The organism is Oribacterium sp. HCP3S3_B9 (assembly GCF_052064255.1).
GTDB lineage: Bacteria > Bacillota > Clostridia > Lachnospirales > Lachnospiraceae > Oribacterium.
Genome location: NZ_JBQHVY010000019.1, coordinates 41,012 through 58,672, shown reverse-complemented (window position 1 = coordinate 58,672; position 17,661 = coordinate 41,012). Strand labels below are relative to the sequence as shown.

The 17,661-nt window shown below is 48.8% G+C and carries 18 protein-coding genes; 16 read left to right on the top strand and 2 right to left on the bottom strand.

From position 1 onward, the window contains the following. The 9 genes from ACTNC3_RS09535 to ACTNC3_RS09495 all read left to right on the top strand — a co-directional run. Window positions 1-616, top strand: a 616-nt coding sequence (locus ACTNC3_RS09535; RefSeq protein ID WP_441227276.1) for an ATP-binding protein, incomplete at its 5' end; no start/stop codon positions are given. A gap of 147 nt (window positions 617-763) precedes the next feature. After that, window positions 764-1,222: a hypothetical protein gene (locus ACTNC3_RS09530; protein ID WP_441227275.1), complete on the top strand. Its 459-nt coding sequence runs from the start codon at window positions 764-766 to the stop codon at window positions 1,220-1,222. 247 nt (window positions 1,223-1,469) lie between these two features. Further along, window positions 1,470-1,769: a HigA family addiction module antitoxin gene (locus ACTNC3_RS09525; RefSeq protein ID WP_441227274.1), complete on the top strand. Its 300-nt coding sequence runs from the start codon at window positions 1,470-1,472 to the stop codon at window positions 1,767-1,769. A gap of 22 nt (window positions 1,770-1,791) precedes the next feature. Continuing rightward, a complete protein-coding gene (locus tag ACTNC3_RS09520; RefSeq protein ID WP_441227273.1) occupies window positions 1,792-2,181 on the top strand; it encodes a hypothetical protein in 390 nt (129 codons plus the stop codon). A gap of 7 nt (window positions 2,182-2,188) precedes the next feature. Next, window positions 2,189-3,043, top strand: a complete 855-nt coding sequence (locus tag ACTNC3_RS09515) for a TIGR02452 family protein (RefSeq protein ID WP_410044146.1) — start codon at window positions 2,189-2,191, stop codon at window positions 3,041-3,043. 389 nt (window positions 3,044-3,432) lie between these two features. Next, entirely contained in the window at window positions 3,433-3,729 is a 297-nt protein-coding gene (locus ACTNC3_RS09510; protein WP_410044147.1) for a hypothetical protein, read from the top strand. Continuing rightward, window positions 3,713-4,051 carry a type II toxin-antitoxin system RelE/ParE family toxin gene (locus tag ACTNC3_RS09505; protein WP_441227272.1) on the top strand — a complete coding sequence of 113 codons (339 nt, stop codon included), beginning with the start codon at window positions 3,713-3,715 and terminating at the stop codon, window positions 4,049-4,051. The genes ACTNC3_RS09510 and ACTNC3_RS09505 overlap by 17 nt, the downstream gene beginning before the upstream one ends. Further along, window positions 4,048-4,755 (top strand): recombinase family protein, encoded by a 708-nt coding sequence (locus ACTNC3_RS09500; RefSeq protein WP_441227271.1) that lies wholly within the window; start codon window positions 4,048-4,050, stop codon window positions 4,753-4,755. The genes ACTNC3_RS09505 and ACTNC3_RS09500 overlap by 4 nt, the downstream gene beginning before the upstream one ends. Window positions 4,756-4,859: 104 nt before the next feature. Continuing rightward, the gene (locus ACTNC3_RS09495; protein WP_410044151.1) at window positions 4,860-5,615 is read left to right on the top strand and encodes an SIMPL domain-containing protein; all 756 of its coding nucleotides are present in this window, start codon (window positions 4,860-4,862) and stop codon (window positions 5,613-5,615) included. Between the two features lie 27 nt (window positions 5,616-5,642). Here ACTNC3_RS09495 and ACTNC3_RS09490 read toward each other — a convergent pair whose 3' ends face one another. Next, window positions 5,643-6,953 (bottom strand): ATP-binding protein, encoded by a 1,311-nt coding sequence (locus tag ACTNC3_RS09490; protein ID WP_441227270.1) that lies wholly within the window; start codon window positions 6,951-6,953, stop codon window positions 5,643-5,645. A 498-nt stretch (window positions 6,954-7,451) separates the two neighbouring features. Here ACTNC3_RS09490 and gloA2 point away from each other — a divergent pair, with 498 nt between their 5' ends. Next, window positions 7,452-7,835, top strand: a complete 384-nt coding sequence (gene gloA2, locus ACTNC3_RS09485; protein ID WP_410044153.1) for an SMU1112c/YaeR family gloxylase I-like metalloprotein — start codon at window positions 7,452-7,454, stop codon at window positions 7,833-7,835. A gap of 67 nt (window positions 7,836-7,902) precedes the next feature. On the opposite strand, the gene ACTNC3_RS09480 is transcribed toward gloA2, so the two are convergent. After that, window positions 7,903-8,667, bottom strand: coding sequence for a GAF domain-containing protein (locus tag ACTNC3_RS09480; RefSeq protein WP_441227269.1), 765 nt, complete (start codon window positions 8,665-8,667; stop codon window positions 7,903-7,905). 557 nt (window positions 8,668-9,224) lie between these two features. Between ACTNC3_RS09480 and ACTNC3_RS09475 the strand changes: the two genes are divergently transcribed. From ACTNC3_RS09475 to ACTNC3_RS09450, 6 genes are all read left to right on the top strand, one after another. Continuing rightward, window positions 9,225-10,175: a hypothetical protein gene (locus ACTNC3_RS09475; protein ID WP_441227268.1), complete on the top strand. Its 951-nt coding sequence runs from the start codon at window positions 9,225-9,227 to the stop codon at window positions 10,173-10,175. Window positions 10,176-10,432: 257 nt separating this feature from the next. After that, window positions 10,433-11,926 carry a transglutaminase-like domain-containing protein gene (locus ACTNC3_RS09470; RefSeq protein WP_410043772.1) on the top strand — a complete coding sequence of 498 codons (1,494 nt, stop codon included), beginning with the start codon at window positions 10,433-10,435 and terminating at the stop codon, window positions 11,924-11,926. Window positions 11,927-11,964: 38 nt separating this feature from the next. Next, window positions 11,965-12,714 carry a TraX family protein gene (locus tag ACTNC3_RS09465; RefSeq protein ID WP_441227267.1) on the top strand — a complete coding sequence of 250 codons (750 nt, stop codon included), beginning with the start codon at window positions 11,965-11,967 and terminating at the stop codon, window positions 12,712-12,714. Window positions 12,715-12,843: 129 nt separating this feature from the next. Further along, window positions 12,844-13,233 (top strand): type IV pilin protein, encoded by a 390-nt coding sequence (locus ACTNC3_RS09460; RefSeq protein ID WP_441227278.1) that lies wholly within the window; start codon window positions 12,844-12,846, stop codon window positions 13,231-13,233. Between the two features lie 140 nt (window positions 13,234-13,373). Beyond that, entirely contained in the window at window positions 13,374-16,199 is a 2,826-nt protein-coding gene (locus ACTNC3_RS09455; RefSeq protein ID WP_441227266.1) for a DNA methyltransferase, read from the top strand. A 56-nt stretch (window positions 16,200-16,255) separates the two neighbouring features. Further along, entirely contained in the window at window positions 16,256-17,593 is a 1,338-nt protein-coding gene (locus ACTNC3_RS09450) for an ATP-binding protein (protein WP_441227265.1), read from the top strand. Window positions 17,594-17,661: the final 68 nt, after the last annotated feature.

Sequence of the window (17,661 nt, the reverse complement as noted above, 5' to 3'; positions counted from 1 at the left end):
TCTGACACTTATCGCCGAGCTGATTGGCCCGCAGTTTCAGGAAAAAGTCAGCACGACACTGAAGAATCGTTTAACAGCTGCACGTCTAAATGGATCGCCTGAGGAACTGACGAAATGTGTCGATTCTGACAAACGTGAGTATCTCCCTACTGGCGTAACGGAGCAGCTCGCCTCCTTGAACTTCATTGAACGAGGATATAATCTCTGTATTCTCGGCGAGTCCGACGCCGGAAAGTCTTATCTTGCAAGGGCTATCGGTATCAAAGCCTGTAATCGTTATAACGTTGGTTATTTTCACAGCGAAGAACTGCTGGAGAGTATGGTTGCGCTAAAAGAACAGGATTATGACAAATACGCTCGTAAGATGAAGAAATACCTGAGATGGGATTTGATCATCCTTGATGATTTCCTGCTCCACACGATAACAGACGAGCGTGAGATCAAGATTCTTTTCGAATTACTTGAAAAGCGAAATGAACAGCAAAAGAGCACTATCGTCTGCTCTCAACGTAATCCAGAGAACTGGAAGGCGATGATTCTCAACGATGAGGTATCGGCGAATTCCATCATGAAGCGAGCAACAAAACACTATACAATCAAGATCAACACCAGATAATTCATGTCACTTGATTAAAAAAAGAGCGGCCGTTTTGCGTCGGAAAGCGGCCGTTCAAAAACGGAACAGCGACCGCTGAGCTCCGTAAACTGCACTGAACTTCCATGCTAGAATCGGGGTATATTGAATGTATTTGAGATTGCGTTTATGGACAAGGAGGAGGTAGACTTATTTCAGAGTGATTTCCGGGCTGTGGCGGACTATTTCGTGCAGAAGCAGGAGAATGGAGACTATGAGCCGAGCCTGCAGGATTTGGCGCACGTGCAGGAAACGCTACAGCTGCTTAGTGTCATGACAAACGACCATCGGTTTGAAGATGTTTATAATGAAGCATCAGATGCTCAGAAGGGAGAGATGCGAAATATGTGTGAGATTCTGGATAAGATTGAGAACAGAGGAATTGCCAAAGGAATAGAGGAAGGAATGGCCAAAGGAAGAGCCGAAGGAATAGCAGAAGGAATAGAGAAAGGAAATACTGAAGGAAAGAGCCAGATGGCGGACCTTATGAAAATCCTGCTTACCGAGAATCGCATCGAGGATGCGAAGCGTGCGGCGGAGGATCCGGCATATTGCGACGAGCTGATGAAGCAGTATGGGATTGGCTGAATGAGGGTGTTTCGTGATAGGACGGATGTCCCTCGCATGATCAAACGTGACATAGAATAAGAAGAAGCGATGAGTTTGATTCGTGATGAATCGGGCTCGTCGCTTTTTTAGTAGTTACAAAATATGCTTACGGATCTAGCACTTGACGTGTACATGCGTAACGGGTATAACGAAGACATGGTAATTGGTTTCGCTGATAAGGAGACAGAAAAGGCCTATTATTAAAGTTAGATGGAGGGGATGAACTATGACGAATAATCGTATCGAAACTCCGTCAATCGGAGAAATTCTCCAGGAGGAGTTTATGATTCCAATGGGGTTAAGTGCATATAAGCTGGCGCAGGATATCAAGGTGCCGGTGTCCAGAATACAGGACATTCTGCATGGTAGAAGAAAGATTACGGCAGATACATCGCTTAGATTGGCGAAGCTGTTTGGTGTGTCGGACGCATATTTTCTGGATATGCAGAATGAAATCGATATGCGTAATTTGAAGATACTGTTGGCGGATGAACTCGCGGAAATTCACACCTTACAGTACGCATAGGTCGTCAGTGAGGTAAAGGGATATGTTTGATCACTTTTTTAAGACGTGCGTGGCGGCGGTTTCGGATGCGGAGGAACTGAATCGGATGAAGGATGCGCTGAGCGCGGCCGGCATCCGCTATGAATGTCGGATGAAGGACCTGAATCGGAGGAATGCTGACGACCAGGCGAGGACAGGTGGCCTGGGTATCAAGCCGAAGTTCGTCACGGAAATACTCGTGGATAAGAAGGGCGCGGCGGGCAGCTGGTCGAGCGGAACGGCAGGTATGGAAAGTTTATGGGATGCAGTAATTACCCGAAGTGCAGATACGTGCAGAAGATCTAAGGCAGAATATCAGGGCAGACCCCGGGAAGAAACGAGAAACAAAGAAAGCCCGACGGCAAAACACATGAAAGTAAGAGGAAGGAAATAAGCAATGTATGAGCAGTTTTGAAAATGTGGAGATTTTCGAAGACACTAAAAGATTGTGTGAAACAAACGAAAGGATTAAGGATGCCCTTGTACGGTCTGTGAAAAACCAGAAGCTGATTCTGGAAGGAATGGAGCTGGTTTCCGCTGATAAGTCACGCTTCACAGAAGAATCGAAGATCGTCGTATCCACAAAGCGGACATTTGAGGCAGCATCCGGTTATCATGAATCAAAAGTGGCGGTACATAACTTTGCGTCTGCGACCAATCCGGGTGGCGGAGTGACAAGGGGATCCAGCGCACAGGAAGAGTGCCTTTGCAGATGCTCCGGGCTGTATTTCTGCCTGAGCGTGCCGGAAATGATGAATGGATTCTATTACCCTCATCGGAACGCAAAAAATCCGATCAACAATGCGGATATCATCTATACGCCGGATGTGACCGTATTCAAGACGGATACGAGCTGCCCGAAACTAATGAATGAGAAAGACTGGTATGATGTTGATGTTATCACCTGCGCAGCGCCGAACCTGCGGGAGAGACCGAGCAATCGGTTCAATAAGGATAACGGCAATTGGGCGGCAAAAGTCAGTGACCGGGAACTCCTGGAAATCCATAAAAAGAGGTTAACCAGGATTCTGGATATTGCCGTGTTGAACGGAGCTGAAGTGGTAATTCTGGGGGCTTTTGGATGCGGAGCATTTCAGAACAAGCCGGAGGTGGTAGCGCGTGCTGCAAAAGAAGTGATTACGGACTATCGGCACGCATTTAAAACCATTGAATTTGCCGTATATTGTTCCCCTCGAGATGACACAAATTTTAAGGTATTTAAGCGTGTAATGGGTCAGATTCAAGACCGTGGATGAGAACGACGAAGAATACATTATGGTTTGCGAACTGTGAGGTGTTTTCATGGAAATCCAGTATAAAAAGTTGACAGAAAAGGAACTTGATACTCTCATCCAGATGAGAATAAATCAGCTCAAGGAGGAAGGTGCTACCGGATCTGGTTCCTGCACTGAGAGATTATTATGACAGACATATGTCTGATGGGACCTTTGTGTCCTGGCTGGCCAAAGATGGTGAAAAAATTGTTGGTACCAGCGGAATGTCATTCGTGTATTGGGGGCCATTGGGGCCAGGCCCCGGGAAGATAGAATGGGCGAAGATAACGCATCAAATTTGATGCTGAATTTGACGTTGAATTTGTTACGCTTGAAAGTATAATGAAGATAGAGAGGAAGGAGGATTCATTATGCCGAACATCAAACCGATTTCTGATTTGAGAAATTATGCGTCTGTTCTTGAGACTGTTAAGGTCGGAAAGCCTTTATATCTGACCAAAAATGGACGTGGCTGCTATACGGTCATGAATATCGATGAGCAGGAGGAGCAGAGAGAAAAAGCAGAAAAATATGATCAGATGCGGGCTCAGCTTTGTCTGATGTGTGAGCTGGCGGAGGGAAGAAGATCAGGAGAGGAAGAAGGATGGATTTCTTCGAATGACGTAAGAAACCACTTTAAGGCCCGTGCACATGCAGAGAACAATTGAGTATTCCCCGAGAGCGCTAAAGGATCTTGATGGCATATGGGATTATATCGAGAAGGAACTCTGTAATCCAAGTGCAGCACAGAATACGGTAGAGGGCATCATGGATAAGGTCGATATTCTAATGTCTTTTCCAGAAGCCGGCGTAAAGCTAGAATTTGAAAACGGACTTAACAGCAGATACCGGTATGTTTCGTTCAAGAATTACCTTGCCTTTTACCGCTTGAGATCAGATGATATAGTATATATCGATCGAGTGATTTACAGTGGAAGAGATTATATGAGAATTCTTTTTCCAAACAAGGGTGAGGAGGTAACGGGATGAACAGAATCAAAATAGATGAAGAAAGTAACGAGGGGGATTCCTTCTATGTTGTAGATGAGGTCTATCTGGGAGGGCAGGACAGTGAGATTAAAAAGCTGATAAATGAAGCCAGAAAAGAAGCATACGTTTCGGGATTCAACCGAGGCCAGAGTCAGGCGTATAGCGGATTCTGGAATGAAAGCTGCCAGAAATTATTCAAGGAAGATGAAGAGAACCGGAAGCGCGACGAACATGAACATTGCTGGACGGCGCGCTGGTCCTCGACGACGGTGCGGCGAATGCTTCAGAATGAAAAATATCAGGGGGATCTACTGCTTCAGAAATACTACACGGTGAGCTTTCTGACCGGGGAATGTGCGCGTAATGAGGGGGCGCTGGATCAGTACTTCGTGATGGATGCGCATGAGGGTATCGTCTCGCGGGAGGAGTGGGAAGCAGTGCAGCAGGAAAGGGAGCGGCGCCTTGCGTACCGAAAGGAATTTCGGCTGCAGAAGCTGGAGAATGCGGATCCGTTTTTTAATCGGATTCGATGCAAAGCCTGTGGTGGGATGGCCGTGCGCGGGTATGGGAAAGCCGGGCGGGAGCCGTTCTGGCGCTGCGCTGCGGCCTGCCGGAAGCATAGAGGAACGAGGACGCGGACGACGTTTCCAGAGCAGGAAGTCCGTCGGGTGATGGTGGGGACGGAACATCCAACCGATTTCTGAAATGAAAAAGTACATTCAGAACTCCAGATTTCTGTGACGACATATAAGAATAACCGGTCTTTTTAGATATAGAAACAAATATCAAAAAAGAAGGAGATTCGACTATGAAAAACAGAAAGTATATTTATGCCGCCGCTCTTATGGCATGTGTTCTTGCATCCGCATCACTGACTGCCTGCTCGTCTGCAACCGTTCCGTCCACGATCACTGTGCAGTCTACGGAAAATTCCGGTATCACTGTATCAGGTGAAGAAAAGGTTAAGGCTACACCGGATATCGCGGAGATCAGGTATAGCGTGTATACACAGGAGAAGGATGCGAAAAGCTGTCAGGCAACGAATGCACAGGATGTAGATGCTGTATTATCTCTTTTAAAGGGAAAAGGTATCGATGAAAAAGACATCAAGACCAGCAATGTCGGACTGAATCCGATCTATGACTGGAATGATGGAAGAAAGATCACGGGTTACGAAATGACGACTGAGATCGTGGTATCCTCTGTGCCGATCGATGAAGCAGGGACGATCATCAGCGATTCCGTAAATGCTGGCATCAATTCCATCGACTCTGTGCAGTATCAGTGCAGTAACTTCGATGAGCTTTATGAAGAAGCGCTTAAAAATGCGATCACGGCTGCACGAAAGAAGGCAGACCTTATGGCTGAAGCTGGCGGGAAAAAGGTCGTTGCCATGACGCAGGTACAGGAGTTAAGCAGCAGTGATCAGGCAGTGGCATATGCATCAAATAATATGAAACAAATGGCTGTGATGGAGATGGACAGTGCAGATACAGGAACTTCGCTGATGCCGGGACAGGTAGAGGTAGAAGCCGAGGTATCGGTGACATTTTCGATTGAGTAAGTAAGATGGTAGGGGCAGGCTCTTGGGTTATATTCTGCTCACGGCGTAGACCGGGAAGACGTGTATAGTTTCATATTCGCTGAAATTTTCCAGTGAGATTCGGATTCCATACGGTGATTTATGCGTATCTAAAAAACTGTGCAGGCTTTGCATACTTCCTTTTCCGGATGATTTAACTTCGACTGGAATGATCTGACCGCTTCGAACGATGGCGTAATCAATTTCTGCATTAGCACCGCCTCTATACCAGTAAAACAGCCCCGGCTCTGAATAGGGACTTGCAGTTTTGATGAATTCAAGGCCAGTTTCCATCTCGACGACGTCGCCTTTATTCATGTCGTCATAAATTTCGGCACCAAGAATACCTCCGGCATCAAGGCCGCATTCGGTCAGATAAACGCCTGAGTCAAACAGCAGCAGCTTTTTATTGGTCTCCTTTTCAGATACGCCGAGCGGTATGGCGTCGCAGGCAGAGGCCTTCACAGGAAATACCAGACCTGCTTTTTTTAGCAGGTCTATGCATAAATCAAAATAATAAGCACTCACGCCTGTGATGGCAGAGGATGATTTCGTCTGACTGCATACATGATGAGTAGCATAATCAAATACTTTTCGTATGATTTCCGGAGAGACATTCCTGCTGTATTTATTAAAATCGTCCTTGAAATTCAGGATGATATCTCTGTGAATCTGCTGGCAGGCCTGAATACTGCCGGTTTCTGCATATTCTCTTACGGCTTCAGGCATGCCACCAACGGTCAGAAATATTTTGTACTCTTCCAGAAGTTCCTGATGAGCATCGTTTGGTGTTTCGGAAAAGTCGGTATGTTTCAGGTAATCGGCTAAGATTTCCTTGCCAGTGCCATGAAGAAATTCTGTGAAAGAAAATGGATACATGAATATACTTCTGACTCTACCTACCGGAAAGTCAACGGGTGTATCGTTTTTTTTGCCATCCAGAACAAATTCCAGCAGAGAACCGGCAGCAATTACATACAATTCAGGCCTGTCTTCGTAAAAATAGCGAAGGGCGGTAATGGCTCGAGGGCATTCCTGGATTTCGTCGATAAACAGCAAGGTATCAGAGCTTATTCTCTTTGAAAAATGTAATTCGAGGCGATTGATGATTTTGTTCATATTCAGCTCGCCTTCAAATATTTTTCCTATATCCGGCTCTTTCTCCAGATTCAATTCAATGTAATCCCCAAACTGCTGAGATAGATTTCGTACAGCAGAAGTTTTTCCACACTGACGGACTCCGCGAAGAATCAGGGGTTTGTGTCGATCGGACATTTTCCAGTCAAGAAGAATATGATCTATTTCTCTATTAATGTACAATTTCTATGCCTCCTTACACAATGACTGCGGCTGCTTTCATCAATCTAAGAATATCATCATATTTAGAATTTGCCAATCGTATATTTAAAGATATTTAGAAAATGCCAACCGAAAAAAAGAAAAATATTTAGAAAATGCCAACCGGAAATGCAAATTAATTTTAAAAATGCCAATCGAAGCATTTGAGGACCAGGCCAAGGGAAGAAAAAACAATGCGAAGAGATTGATTCTCAGTGAACCAGTCTCGTCGCTTTTTCAGTAGTTACAAAATACGCAAAATACGCTTACGGATCTGGTTCTTGACGTGTACAGGTGTAACGGGTATAACGGAGCCATGGTAATTAGTTTCGCTGATAAGGATACAGAAAAGGTCTATTATTAAAGTTAGATGGAGGGGATGAACTGGCGGAAATTCATACCTTGCAGTACGCATAAGTCGAGCAGCTGATATTGGGGTCAGGCCCCCCGGGAAGAAATGAACATGGGAGATATTTGGAAATGAACTTATCAAAAATACATCACGTCGCAATTATCGTATCAGATTACGAAGCAGCCAAAGAGTTCTATGTGAACAGACTTGGTTTTTCCGTGGTCAGAGAAAACTATCGACCGGAGCGGAAGGACTGGAAGCTGGATCTGCGCATCGATGAACATACGGAGCTGGAGATTTTTGCAGAAGCAGATCCGCCGAAGCGTGTGAATCGACCAGAAGCCTGTGGGCTCCGGCATCTGGCGTTCTGTGTGGACAGTGTGGAGCAGACGGTGAAAGAGCTGGAGGAAGTCGGGATTGTATGCGAACCGATCCGAGTGGACGATTATACCGGAAAAAAGATGACATTCTTTCATGACCCGGATGGACTGCCGCTGGAATTGCATGAGTGAAGGGGATCAGGGCGTCCCCTGCCTCGTGGCCCTGTGTGTCGTTCACCTGCTTCAGGCCGGTGATGTCTCAGTATACCACAGCCAGGCTCTGTGATGGATCCAGGCGCTTGACATAGGCAGTCAGCGCAAAGCGATTCCCGAGCCGGGTGAGCGCGTCCTGAAAGCTCAGCTCAAGCAGTCTCGCGCGCAGAGTTCTCCGTCGGAGACAGGAGATCAGGAAGGAGGCCTCGATCTGAAGCATATCGTGGGAGTACTTTAAAAACATCGGAGGCGGGTTATCCACGCCGTAGAAGGCGATGACCTTTTCGGCGTCATACAGCGGGACCACCACGAGGGAATGGATGCCCTGGCGCTTCAGGTTTTCGTACTGCAGCGGGTCACTTTCCTTCGTTTCTTCCAGATCCCCGATCACGATCGCCTTACCGTCCTCGAAGTGACGATACCAGTTGGCACAGACCTCCGGCGGCACGTTCTGCAGATTGTCCTTCTCCGGGGTGACGCCAGGTGCGCACCACTCATAGGTGTTGTCGTCGCCGCCGCTTTCGTTTCGCTCGAAGATGTAGGTCCGCTCACCGTTGAGGAACTTTCCCAGATGCTCCAGGATGATATGGATACTCTCGTCCGGCGTTTCCGCAGCGATGGCTGCCTTCATACTCCGGTTGGCCAGCATCTCCATCTCCTGGTACATTTTGACCACCGCATCCTGCCGTCTTTCTTCCGTGAAATCGCTGGTGACATCGATCGCGATTTCCACGCGATATTTTCTACCGGTCTCCGTATCCTCTTCATTTAAATTCTGAAAAAAGGTGCATATGTTCTTCAAAGTAGCCATGGCTGTTTCCTTCATATCCAGATGAAAACGTCACCGGGACAGAAAGCAAGCCCGATGATGATGTTTACCTCGTCTATTTTAATTTTGTCATTTTCCTTTTGCGAACACAAGTCATACGAAATTTTTCGCTGTATGCAGCCATGGGTTGGACAGGTTTCACAAGTGGAAAAAATTTTTATATGAAAATATGTTGACAAAACGTTTTTTATTTCGTAGAATAAAGACAACAAAAGAAGAGATGCGATGGCGATGCTTCATCAAATTGATTCTTAACTCAGTGTGATGCAGATGGTAGAAAGTCATAGGCGATGCTTCAATGATTCGAGATCTGCATTTAAAATAAAATAAGGGAGGGTACTCCGATGGGATACAGAAGCCCGAATGATCAGTAAAACCCCAGTACTAGTGAAGATGACCTGGTACTGGGGTTTTACTTTGTCTGTTTTTCTTTCTATGGCGTGCCCGAAATTTCACAGAAATTTCACGCGGCCTTCCTTGACACGAATATCGAAAAGTATATCATGTAGTTCGTTGAATCAAGACAAAAGAGGCTTCTTATGGAATATTTCAACTACATCGAACACTACTTCGACATGGCGTCTGCCGTGCCGTTTTTCCTCGTTTCGCTCGCCGGACTCATCTTCGTGATGGGCGTGATTCTCGCCCTCGCGCGCATCCGGCAGGAGATCGATCGTCACGGCGCGTCGTCAGCCGCCACAGCTGACGAGGCCAATGCAGTCGACATCGACGCAGGGACCCGCCCGCAGAGTCGTACCCGGCACCAGTACGCCGACCGGATCGACGACCGTCTGAACGGTCGGGAACATTGGCCGGATACGGATCCGGCGACAGAGACCCGCCCACACAGTCGTGCCCGCCGGCCGCTGCTCGATCCGGTGGATACGCGGCCGCACGAGTTCATCGAATCCTTCTACGAGATGGCGTTCGCGAGCACCTCGATTCTGCTCCTGCTGTCGCTCTACTACATCATCGGCGATCGCATCAATCTCCACACCGTAAGTAAAGTCTGGAACCAGTACAAGGACTGGGTGCTCATCGGCTTTCTGCTCGTGTCGATGCTCGTGGATCGCATCTTCGACCGCGTCCTCGTGCCGCTGCGCTACATCTCTGCGCAGAAGCGCGGCTCGGTGCGGCTGATGGCGTCGATCTACGTCATGCTGATCCTCATGTACATCCGCTTCATCTATGAGGACTACAATTACGAAAACCTGATTCTCTACTTCGTGATGCTCGTCATCGGTCGTCTCGTCTACTTCGACGTCACCTGGGATGGCTTCCGAAACGACTGTCTCGGCCTGTTCAGGAATCTCCCGGTGCTCCTCCTCATGAGCGCCTACTCTGCCACGGTCGTCTGGTACGGTTTCACATCCGGCTTCCTCATGAAGGCCAACGGTGTCATCGTCAGTACCCTGATCGCGCACCTCTTCATGGACATCTGTATCTTCCTCTTCGACCGCTCGCACATCTTCGGCCTCTTCCTGCGCTGAGGCCTGCGCCGCCCGCAGCACGCGACCTTAAGAATTTCGTAAGGGGGTCTGACCCCATAAACTTTTGTTTAGATTCAGTTTAGAAAAATTTAATGGGGTCAGACCCCGCGGTGGCGCTTACTGCCGGCACGCGGTATAATGGGTGAAACTGCTGTGTTACAGCGCAGATCGTCGGGGAAACATCTGCTTAAATACGTCTGCTGCTCATCACCGGAAGGTGGTGAGTGTTGCATACGAAAAACGAAAGGATTTTATCTATGAACGAGAATCAGTATTTCAGCTATCTGGATGTCGGGCTGCCGGAGGCGGTAGAGAAGATGAAGCTCTGCGGAGAGCTCGAAGCTGCGGTTGACTGTATCGACCAGCGCCTCGCGTGCACGAATCTGCCGGAGAACCTCCGCTACTGCCTGCTGGCGGAGCGCGAGATGATCCGCCGTATGCCGGCTGACTTCCCGTACACCCGCGCGGAGGCGATGGACATCATCCGTGCGGAGATTCCGTCGTACACGGAGGAGGAGTTCGACGCGGCAGTCGCGTGCGGCCAGATCCGTTTCATCTATCTCCATGGCGAGATGCGGATTTTCAACCGTTTTTTCTCGAGCATGTGCAAATCCGTGCCGGAATTCCGTGATCGAACGAAGGTGGCACTGAACGGCGGCGAGAGCTCGGGCCGTGGCAGCAAGGGCGACCTGCGCCTGAACCGCTCGATGCGCATCATGAAGGAGCAGGGAGCGCTCGCGAACCGCATCACCATCCGCGCTACCGTGAAGGTAGAGGATGCGGCATTCAAGCCGGGCATGCTGGTGCGCGTGCACGTTCCGATCGCCGCAGCCTGCGAGCAGCAGAGCGACATCCGCATCGAGTCGATGTTCCCGGAAAACGGACAGATCGCGCCAGAGGACGCCGAGCAGCGCACGGTTTACTGGGAAGAAAACATGCAGGAAAACCACGAGTTCAGCGTGACCTACTCCTATGTGCACACCGCGAAGTGGCATGACGTGGAGACGGTACTGCACGGGATGCCAATGTCTCAGGGCACGATGCAGGATGCGGGCAGTGCGTGCTGTGAAGCAGCACAACGTCCGAGTGGCGTGCCGGAGCTGCCTTGCCTGAAGCCGGAGGCGCTTGCAGAGTACGTAAAGGATACTGCAGAGCTGGCGCCGCATATCGAATTTACACCGTACATCCGGGCGCTCACCGAAGCCTGCGCACAGGGCTGCACGACCCCGCTTGAGAAGGCGAAGAGCTTCTACGACTTCATCACGAAGAACTTCAGGTACACCTACATGCCGGCGTACTTCACGCTGGACAGCATCGCGGAGAACTGCGCGCGCAGCTTCACCGGCGACTGTGGTGTCTTCGCCCTGCTCTTCATCACGATGTGCCGCTGCGCCGGTATCCCGGCTGAGTGGCAGAGCGGCTTTGCAGCCGAGCCGGAATTCGTCGGCGGACACGACTGGGCACGCTTCTACGCCGAGCCATTCGGATGGCTCTTCGCAGACCCGTCCTTCGGCATCGGTGCCCGTCGGAATGAAAACGAAGAGCGTCGCCAGTTCTACTTCGGGAACCTCGACCCGTACCGCATGGTTGCCAACCGCGCCTTCCAGGCACCATTCACCGTGGACAAGCGCTACTTCCGTACCGACCCGTACGATAACCAGTACGGTGAGATCGAGACCGAAGACCGCGGCCTGCGATATGACGAGTATACGCGGAAAGCAGAAATCGTAAGCTTCGAAGAACTCGCATAAAGCACATGGCACGAAGAAATCGGACAGGGAGGGGACATTTGAACGAGACCAGATATTTCGACCTGAGTGCGGCGGCACTTCACATCATCGCCATGACCTTCATGCTCATGGATCACCTCTGGGCGACGCTTCTGCCGGCGCAGGAGTGGCTGACCTGTGTGGGACGCCTCGCCTTCCCGATCTTCGCCTTCATGACCGTCGAGGGCTACTTCCACACGCACGATTTACGGAAGTACCTGCGCCGTATGCTTGTGTTTGCAGTGCTTTCCGAGATTCCGTTTGATCTCATGTACGGCGGTACCTGGTTCTACCCGGTCCACCAGAACGTCATCTGGACACTTCTGCTCGGTCTTCTCGGTATACATCTGATGGAGAAGGCGCGGAAGAAACAGAAGCTGGCGCTTTATGTGCTGACCGTGGTTCTGGTCGTGACGTTCGGTGCCGTGCTCGGCACCCTCGGCATGGTGGATTACTACGGTGCCGGCGTGCTCACGATGTTCGTTTTCTATCTCTTCCGCGGTCGGAAGTGGTGGTGCTTCCTGGGCCAGCTCCTCGCCCTATACTGGGTCAATGTCGAGCTCCTCAGTGGTTTGATGTATCCCATTCACATCTTCGGTACCGAAATCGAGCTGTGTCAGCAGGGCCTCGCCCTCCTTGCGCTGATCCCGATCGGACTCTACCGCGGCCGCCAGGGCTACCACAGTAAGCCATTCCAGTACGCCTGCTACGCCTTCTACCCGGTACATATGCTCGTGATCGTGATGGTACTGAATTTCGTGAACCGATAAGACAAGTTTTTGTGGGTTCTTATCGTCTCGAACACTGATTTTGACATTGAAAATATCAAGCGTTCACGTTAGAAGACATTCGACTGTTTCATTCACAGCCGATAAAACTTAAAGCCAGGAGGAAAAACGATAAGAAATAAAAAAGGATTCACACTTTCGGAGCTCTTAATCGTCGTTGCAATCATCGGTGAACTTGTTGCGATATCAATTCCGATTTTTACTTCGCAGCTTCATAAAGCAGAGGTGGCGACAGATTGGGCGAATGTAAGAGCATATTATGCTGAAATTCAAACTGACTACATTTCGACAGGAAAGTATAATAATAAGGTTCCTAATTGGTGGGGGAAGGAAGAATATACCGGTTCATATAGTTCAATCACATTTTTAGATGGAAAAGTAGTATCTATGAAGGCGGGAAGATGCGTGGTCGGTTTTAAAGAGGGCTTTGGCTATTCTGTGGCATATACATGTAATAAGATAGATCACCCACAATGTGCGCTGACGTTGAGTAATGAGTAGATGATGTCGGATTCAGGCTGCCGTGAGGCGGCCTTTTTCTATATATTCCGTTCGCCGTTCTCCATTCTATGCTAAAATATAACTTAGCTGATAATGTGTCATGGGGCTTCGGCTCCATGTTTTTGTATGAGGGTTTTGATATGACAGATGCAGAGCAGAGAGAAGCGGCGCGGCAGTTTATAAACAGCTGGCGGAAGGGCGGCGGTGAGAAGCAGGACTGCCATATGTACTGGATGCAGCTGCTGCAGGATGTGCTCGGTGTTGAGAATGTGATGAAGTATGTCCTGTTTGAGAAGCCGGTCAAGCTGCCGGAGGGCGATGGTAAGGTACATACCCGATACATCGACGCCTACATCCCGGATGTGAAGGTGCTGATCGAGCAGAAGGGCTCCACGCATAAGCTGGACGAGAAGGAGTATCAGTCGGGTGGCGAGCAGCTGACGCCGTATGAGCAGGCGAAGCGTTATAACGATAACTTGCCGCTGTCGGAGAAGGCGCGCTGGATCGTTACGTCCAACTTCCTCGAAATCTGGATCTATGATATGGAAGCGACCGTCCCGGAGCCGACGAAGCTCAGCCTTCCGGAGCTCCAGAATAAGTACACGCTGCTGGATTTTCTCATCAAGAAAGACATGAAGCAACTGTCCCACGAGATGGAGGTATCCATTCAGGCCGGAGACATTGTCGGACTCCTGTATAGTGCCTTCCTGAAGCAGTACGGGATTTCGGACACGATTCCGAAGAAGGAGACGGAGGAGGAAAAGGCGAAGCGCGAGCATAAGTTACGCAGCCTCAATGCCCTCTGCGTGCGTCTGGTATTCTGTCTTTATGCCGAGGACGCCGGCATTTTCGGACGCCATGGCATGTTCCACGATTACCTCGCCGGCTATTCGGTGAAGGACTCACGGCGCGCGCTCATCGAGCTCTTCCGTGTGCTCGACACGCCGATCGCGGAGCGTGACGAGTATCTCGAGGCGGAGCTGGCGCAGTTCCCATACGTGAACGGCGGCCTTTTTGCGGACGAGTCGATTGAGATACCGCAGTTCAATGCTGAGATCAGGGCGCTGATCCTGGAGAGAGCGTCGGAGGGCTTCGACTGGAAGGACATCAGCCCGACGATCTTCGGCGCCGTATTTGAGTCGACGCTGAATCCGGAAACGCGCCGCGCCGGCGGTATGCACTACACATCCATCGAGAACATTCACAAGGTCATTGACCCGCTGTTTCTCGATGATCTGAAAGCAGAGTTTCAGGACATCTGTAAGATCGCGCAGCCGAAAACGAAGCGGAACAAGCTCGATGCCTTCCAGCATAAGCTCGCGACCATCGTATGCCTGGATCCGGCAGCAGGCTCCGGTAATTTCCTGACCGAAACCTATCTCAGCCTTCGCCGACTCGAGAATCAGGTCCTCAAGGAAAGACTCGACGGACAGATGACTCTTGGCGATGAAGAACTGAACCCGATTCAAGTCTCTATCCAGCAGTTTTACGGCATCGAGATCAATGACTTCGCCGTGACGGTCGCGAAGACCGCGCTCTGGATCGCGGAATCCCAGATGCTCGAAGAAACGAAGAGCATCGTCTACGGCTTCAACCAGGATTTCCTCCCGCTGAAAACCTACGTGAACATCACGAAAGGTAACGCGCTGAGAATTGACTGGAATGAGGTTGTGCCAAAAGAAAAACTGAAGTATATCATGGGGAATCCACCGTTTGTCGGAACTAATTATATGTCCGATGCGCAGCGTGTTGACATGGATAATATCTGGGGGCAAAAGCGTGGAAAGTTAGATTATGTATCTTGTTGGTATATGAAAGCTGCTGACTTTATTTCTGAGACAGAAATCCAGGTGGCTTTTGTATCTACGAATAGTATATGTCAAGGTGAACAGGCTACATCATTATGGAAGGAGATATTGGTCAAAAAGGAGTGTCTGATTAATTTTGCCTTTCGGACTTTTCGGTGGGATAGCGAAGCATCTGAAAAGGCAAATGTCCATGTCGTTATAGTGGGATTTTCGAAAGCTGAAAGAAAGAAAAAATGGATATATGATGGTGATAATAAGCATTTAGCAAATACCATAAACCAGTATTTACTGGATGCCCCAGTCATAATAGTTGAAGAAGCGTCGTCTCCATTATGTGATGTGCCAGCTATTGTTCGCGGAAGTCAGGCGACGGATAACGGTTTCTACCTATTTACTGAGAATGAAAAAAATGAGCTCTTGAAAAATGAACCGAAAGCTAAGGGATATATTAAGCAATTTATGATGGGGCGAGAGTTTATTAACAATATTAAGCGTTACTGCCTGTGGATGCCAGACATAAGTCCGAAAGAGTTACGCTCAATGCCATTAGTATTGAAAAGAGTTGAAGAGGTAAAACAGTTTAGACTTGCAAGCAAAAATGTGCAAACTAAGAAATCTGCAGAAGTTCCATGGAGATTTGGCCAGTATCGGATTCCGTCAAAGGAGTATATCGCATTTGCAAAAGTATCAAGTCAAAGAAGGAGATATGTACCCTTCGGCTTTATGACTGATGATGTGATTCCGGGAGATAAACTATTTACAATCCCAGATGCATCCCTGTTTCATTTTGGAGTGATAAACTCAAATGTACATATGGCTTGGATGAGAACTGTATGTGGTAGAATGAAGAGCGATTATAGCTATTCGACCACCATTGTTTATAATACTTTCCCGTGGCCTTCTCCAACAGACGCTCAGAAGCAGAAGATTGAAGAAACAGCGCAGGGAATTCTCGATGCGAGAGCGCTGTACCCGGACTCGTCATTGGCTGATCTTTATGACCCGCTGACCATGCCGCCGGAGCTTCGCAAAGCACATACGAAAAACGACATCGCCGTGATGCAGGCGTACGGCTTCAGCACGAAGATGTCGGAAGCAGATTGCGTCGCTGCACTCATGAAGATGTATCAGGAACTGGTGGAGAAGTTGGAACTGTGACTCCCATCCGGGTCACGGAAATCAAGGGAAAAGAGTAATGTGGAAGGTGGTGTGCTATGCCTGAACAGCAGAATATTGAATGGAAAGAATCCTGGAGGGATGAATACCTGAAGTGGATATGCGGCTTTGCGAATGCTCAGGGCGGCAAGCTTTATATTGGCTGTGATGATAGCGGAAAGGTCGTCGGGGTCAGTGATTCCAAAAAGCTGATGGAAGACATTCCGAACAAGATAAGAGATGCTATGGGCATCGTTGTTGATGTCAATCGGCTCACAGAGGGAGACAGGGAGTATATTGAGATCGATGTTCCGCCGTATCCGATCGGCATTTCCTGCAAAGGAGTATACCATTATCGTAGCGGCAGTACGAAGCAGGTCCTAACCGGACCGGCGTTGGAAGCTTTCCTGATGCGAAAGCATGGCGCAACATGGGATCATTCACCTCTTCCTGTTTTCAGGGCTGAGGAAGTGGATGACCAAATCGTTGAGCATTTCAAGAAGCTTGCGGCAGACAAGGGCAGAATCGATCCGGCTCTTTTGAATGAATCTAAAGAAGTCCTGATGGAAAAGCTGCGTCTTACGAATGGTGATTATCTGACGAATGCGGCTATGCTTCTCTTCTGTAAGGACCCGGATAAGTATCAGTTGGGCGCTTATATCAAGATTGGCTATTTTGAAAGCGACTCCGATCTGCTTTATCAGGATGAAGTCCACGGCTCTATTTTGGAACAGGTCGATAAAGCGATTGAATTGATTTTATTCAAATATATGCGCGCTAAGATTACATATGAAGGGATTTACAGGCGAGAACGTTACTTTGTACCGGAGGCAGCACTAAGAGAAGCATTGCTCAATGCTATTTGTCATAAGCAGTACGAGTCGAGAATTCCGATTCAGGTCAGCGTTTATAATGACAGGCTTTACGTGGCAAATGTGGGACGTCTGCCTGAAAACTGGACGTTGGGAAATCTGATGGGTAAGCATGCGTCCTTGCCGTATAATCCTGATATTGCGCATATCTTTTACCTGGCAGGCTTCATTGAAAGCTGGGGCCGAGGTGTTGAAAAGATCTGTGATTCTCTGAAAGCAGACAGTCTTCCGATGCCAGAATATACCGTTCATCCCGGCGATATCATGATAAAGTTTACCGGGCCAGAGGACAGAATTGTCAGGGTGAATAATAAGGTGAATGATAGGGTGAATGTTCACGTGAATAATCGGGAAAGTACCCTGTTAAATTATCTCGTTCAAGATCCCGGCTACACGGTAACACAACTTGCTGCAATGATGAATGTCAGCCGAAAAACAATAGCGGGATATTTGAAAGCCTTGAAAGAGAAAGGCGCTATCGAGCGCATCGGAACAACGAGAACGGGTTACTGGAAGATCAAGTAAACAAAAGCAAAACAGCATAATGAATGAAATGAAGGCGTCGGTGTTATAGTCGGCGCTTTTTCGTTGTC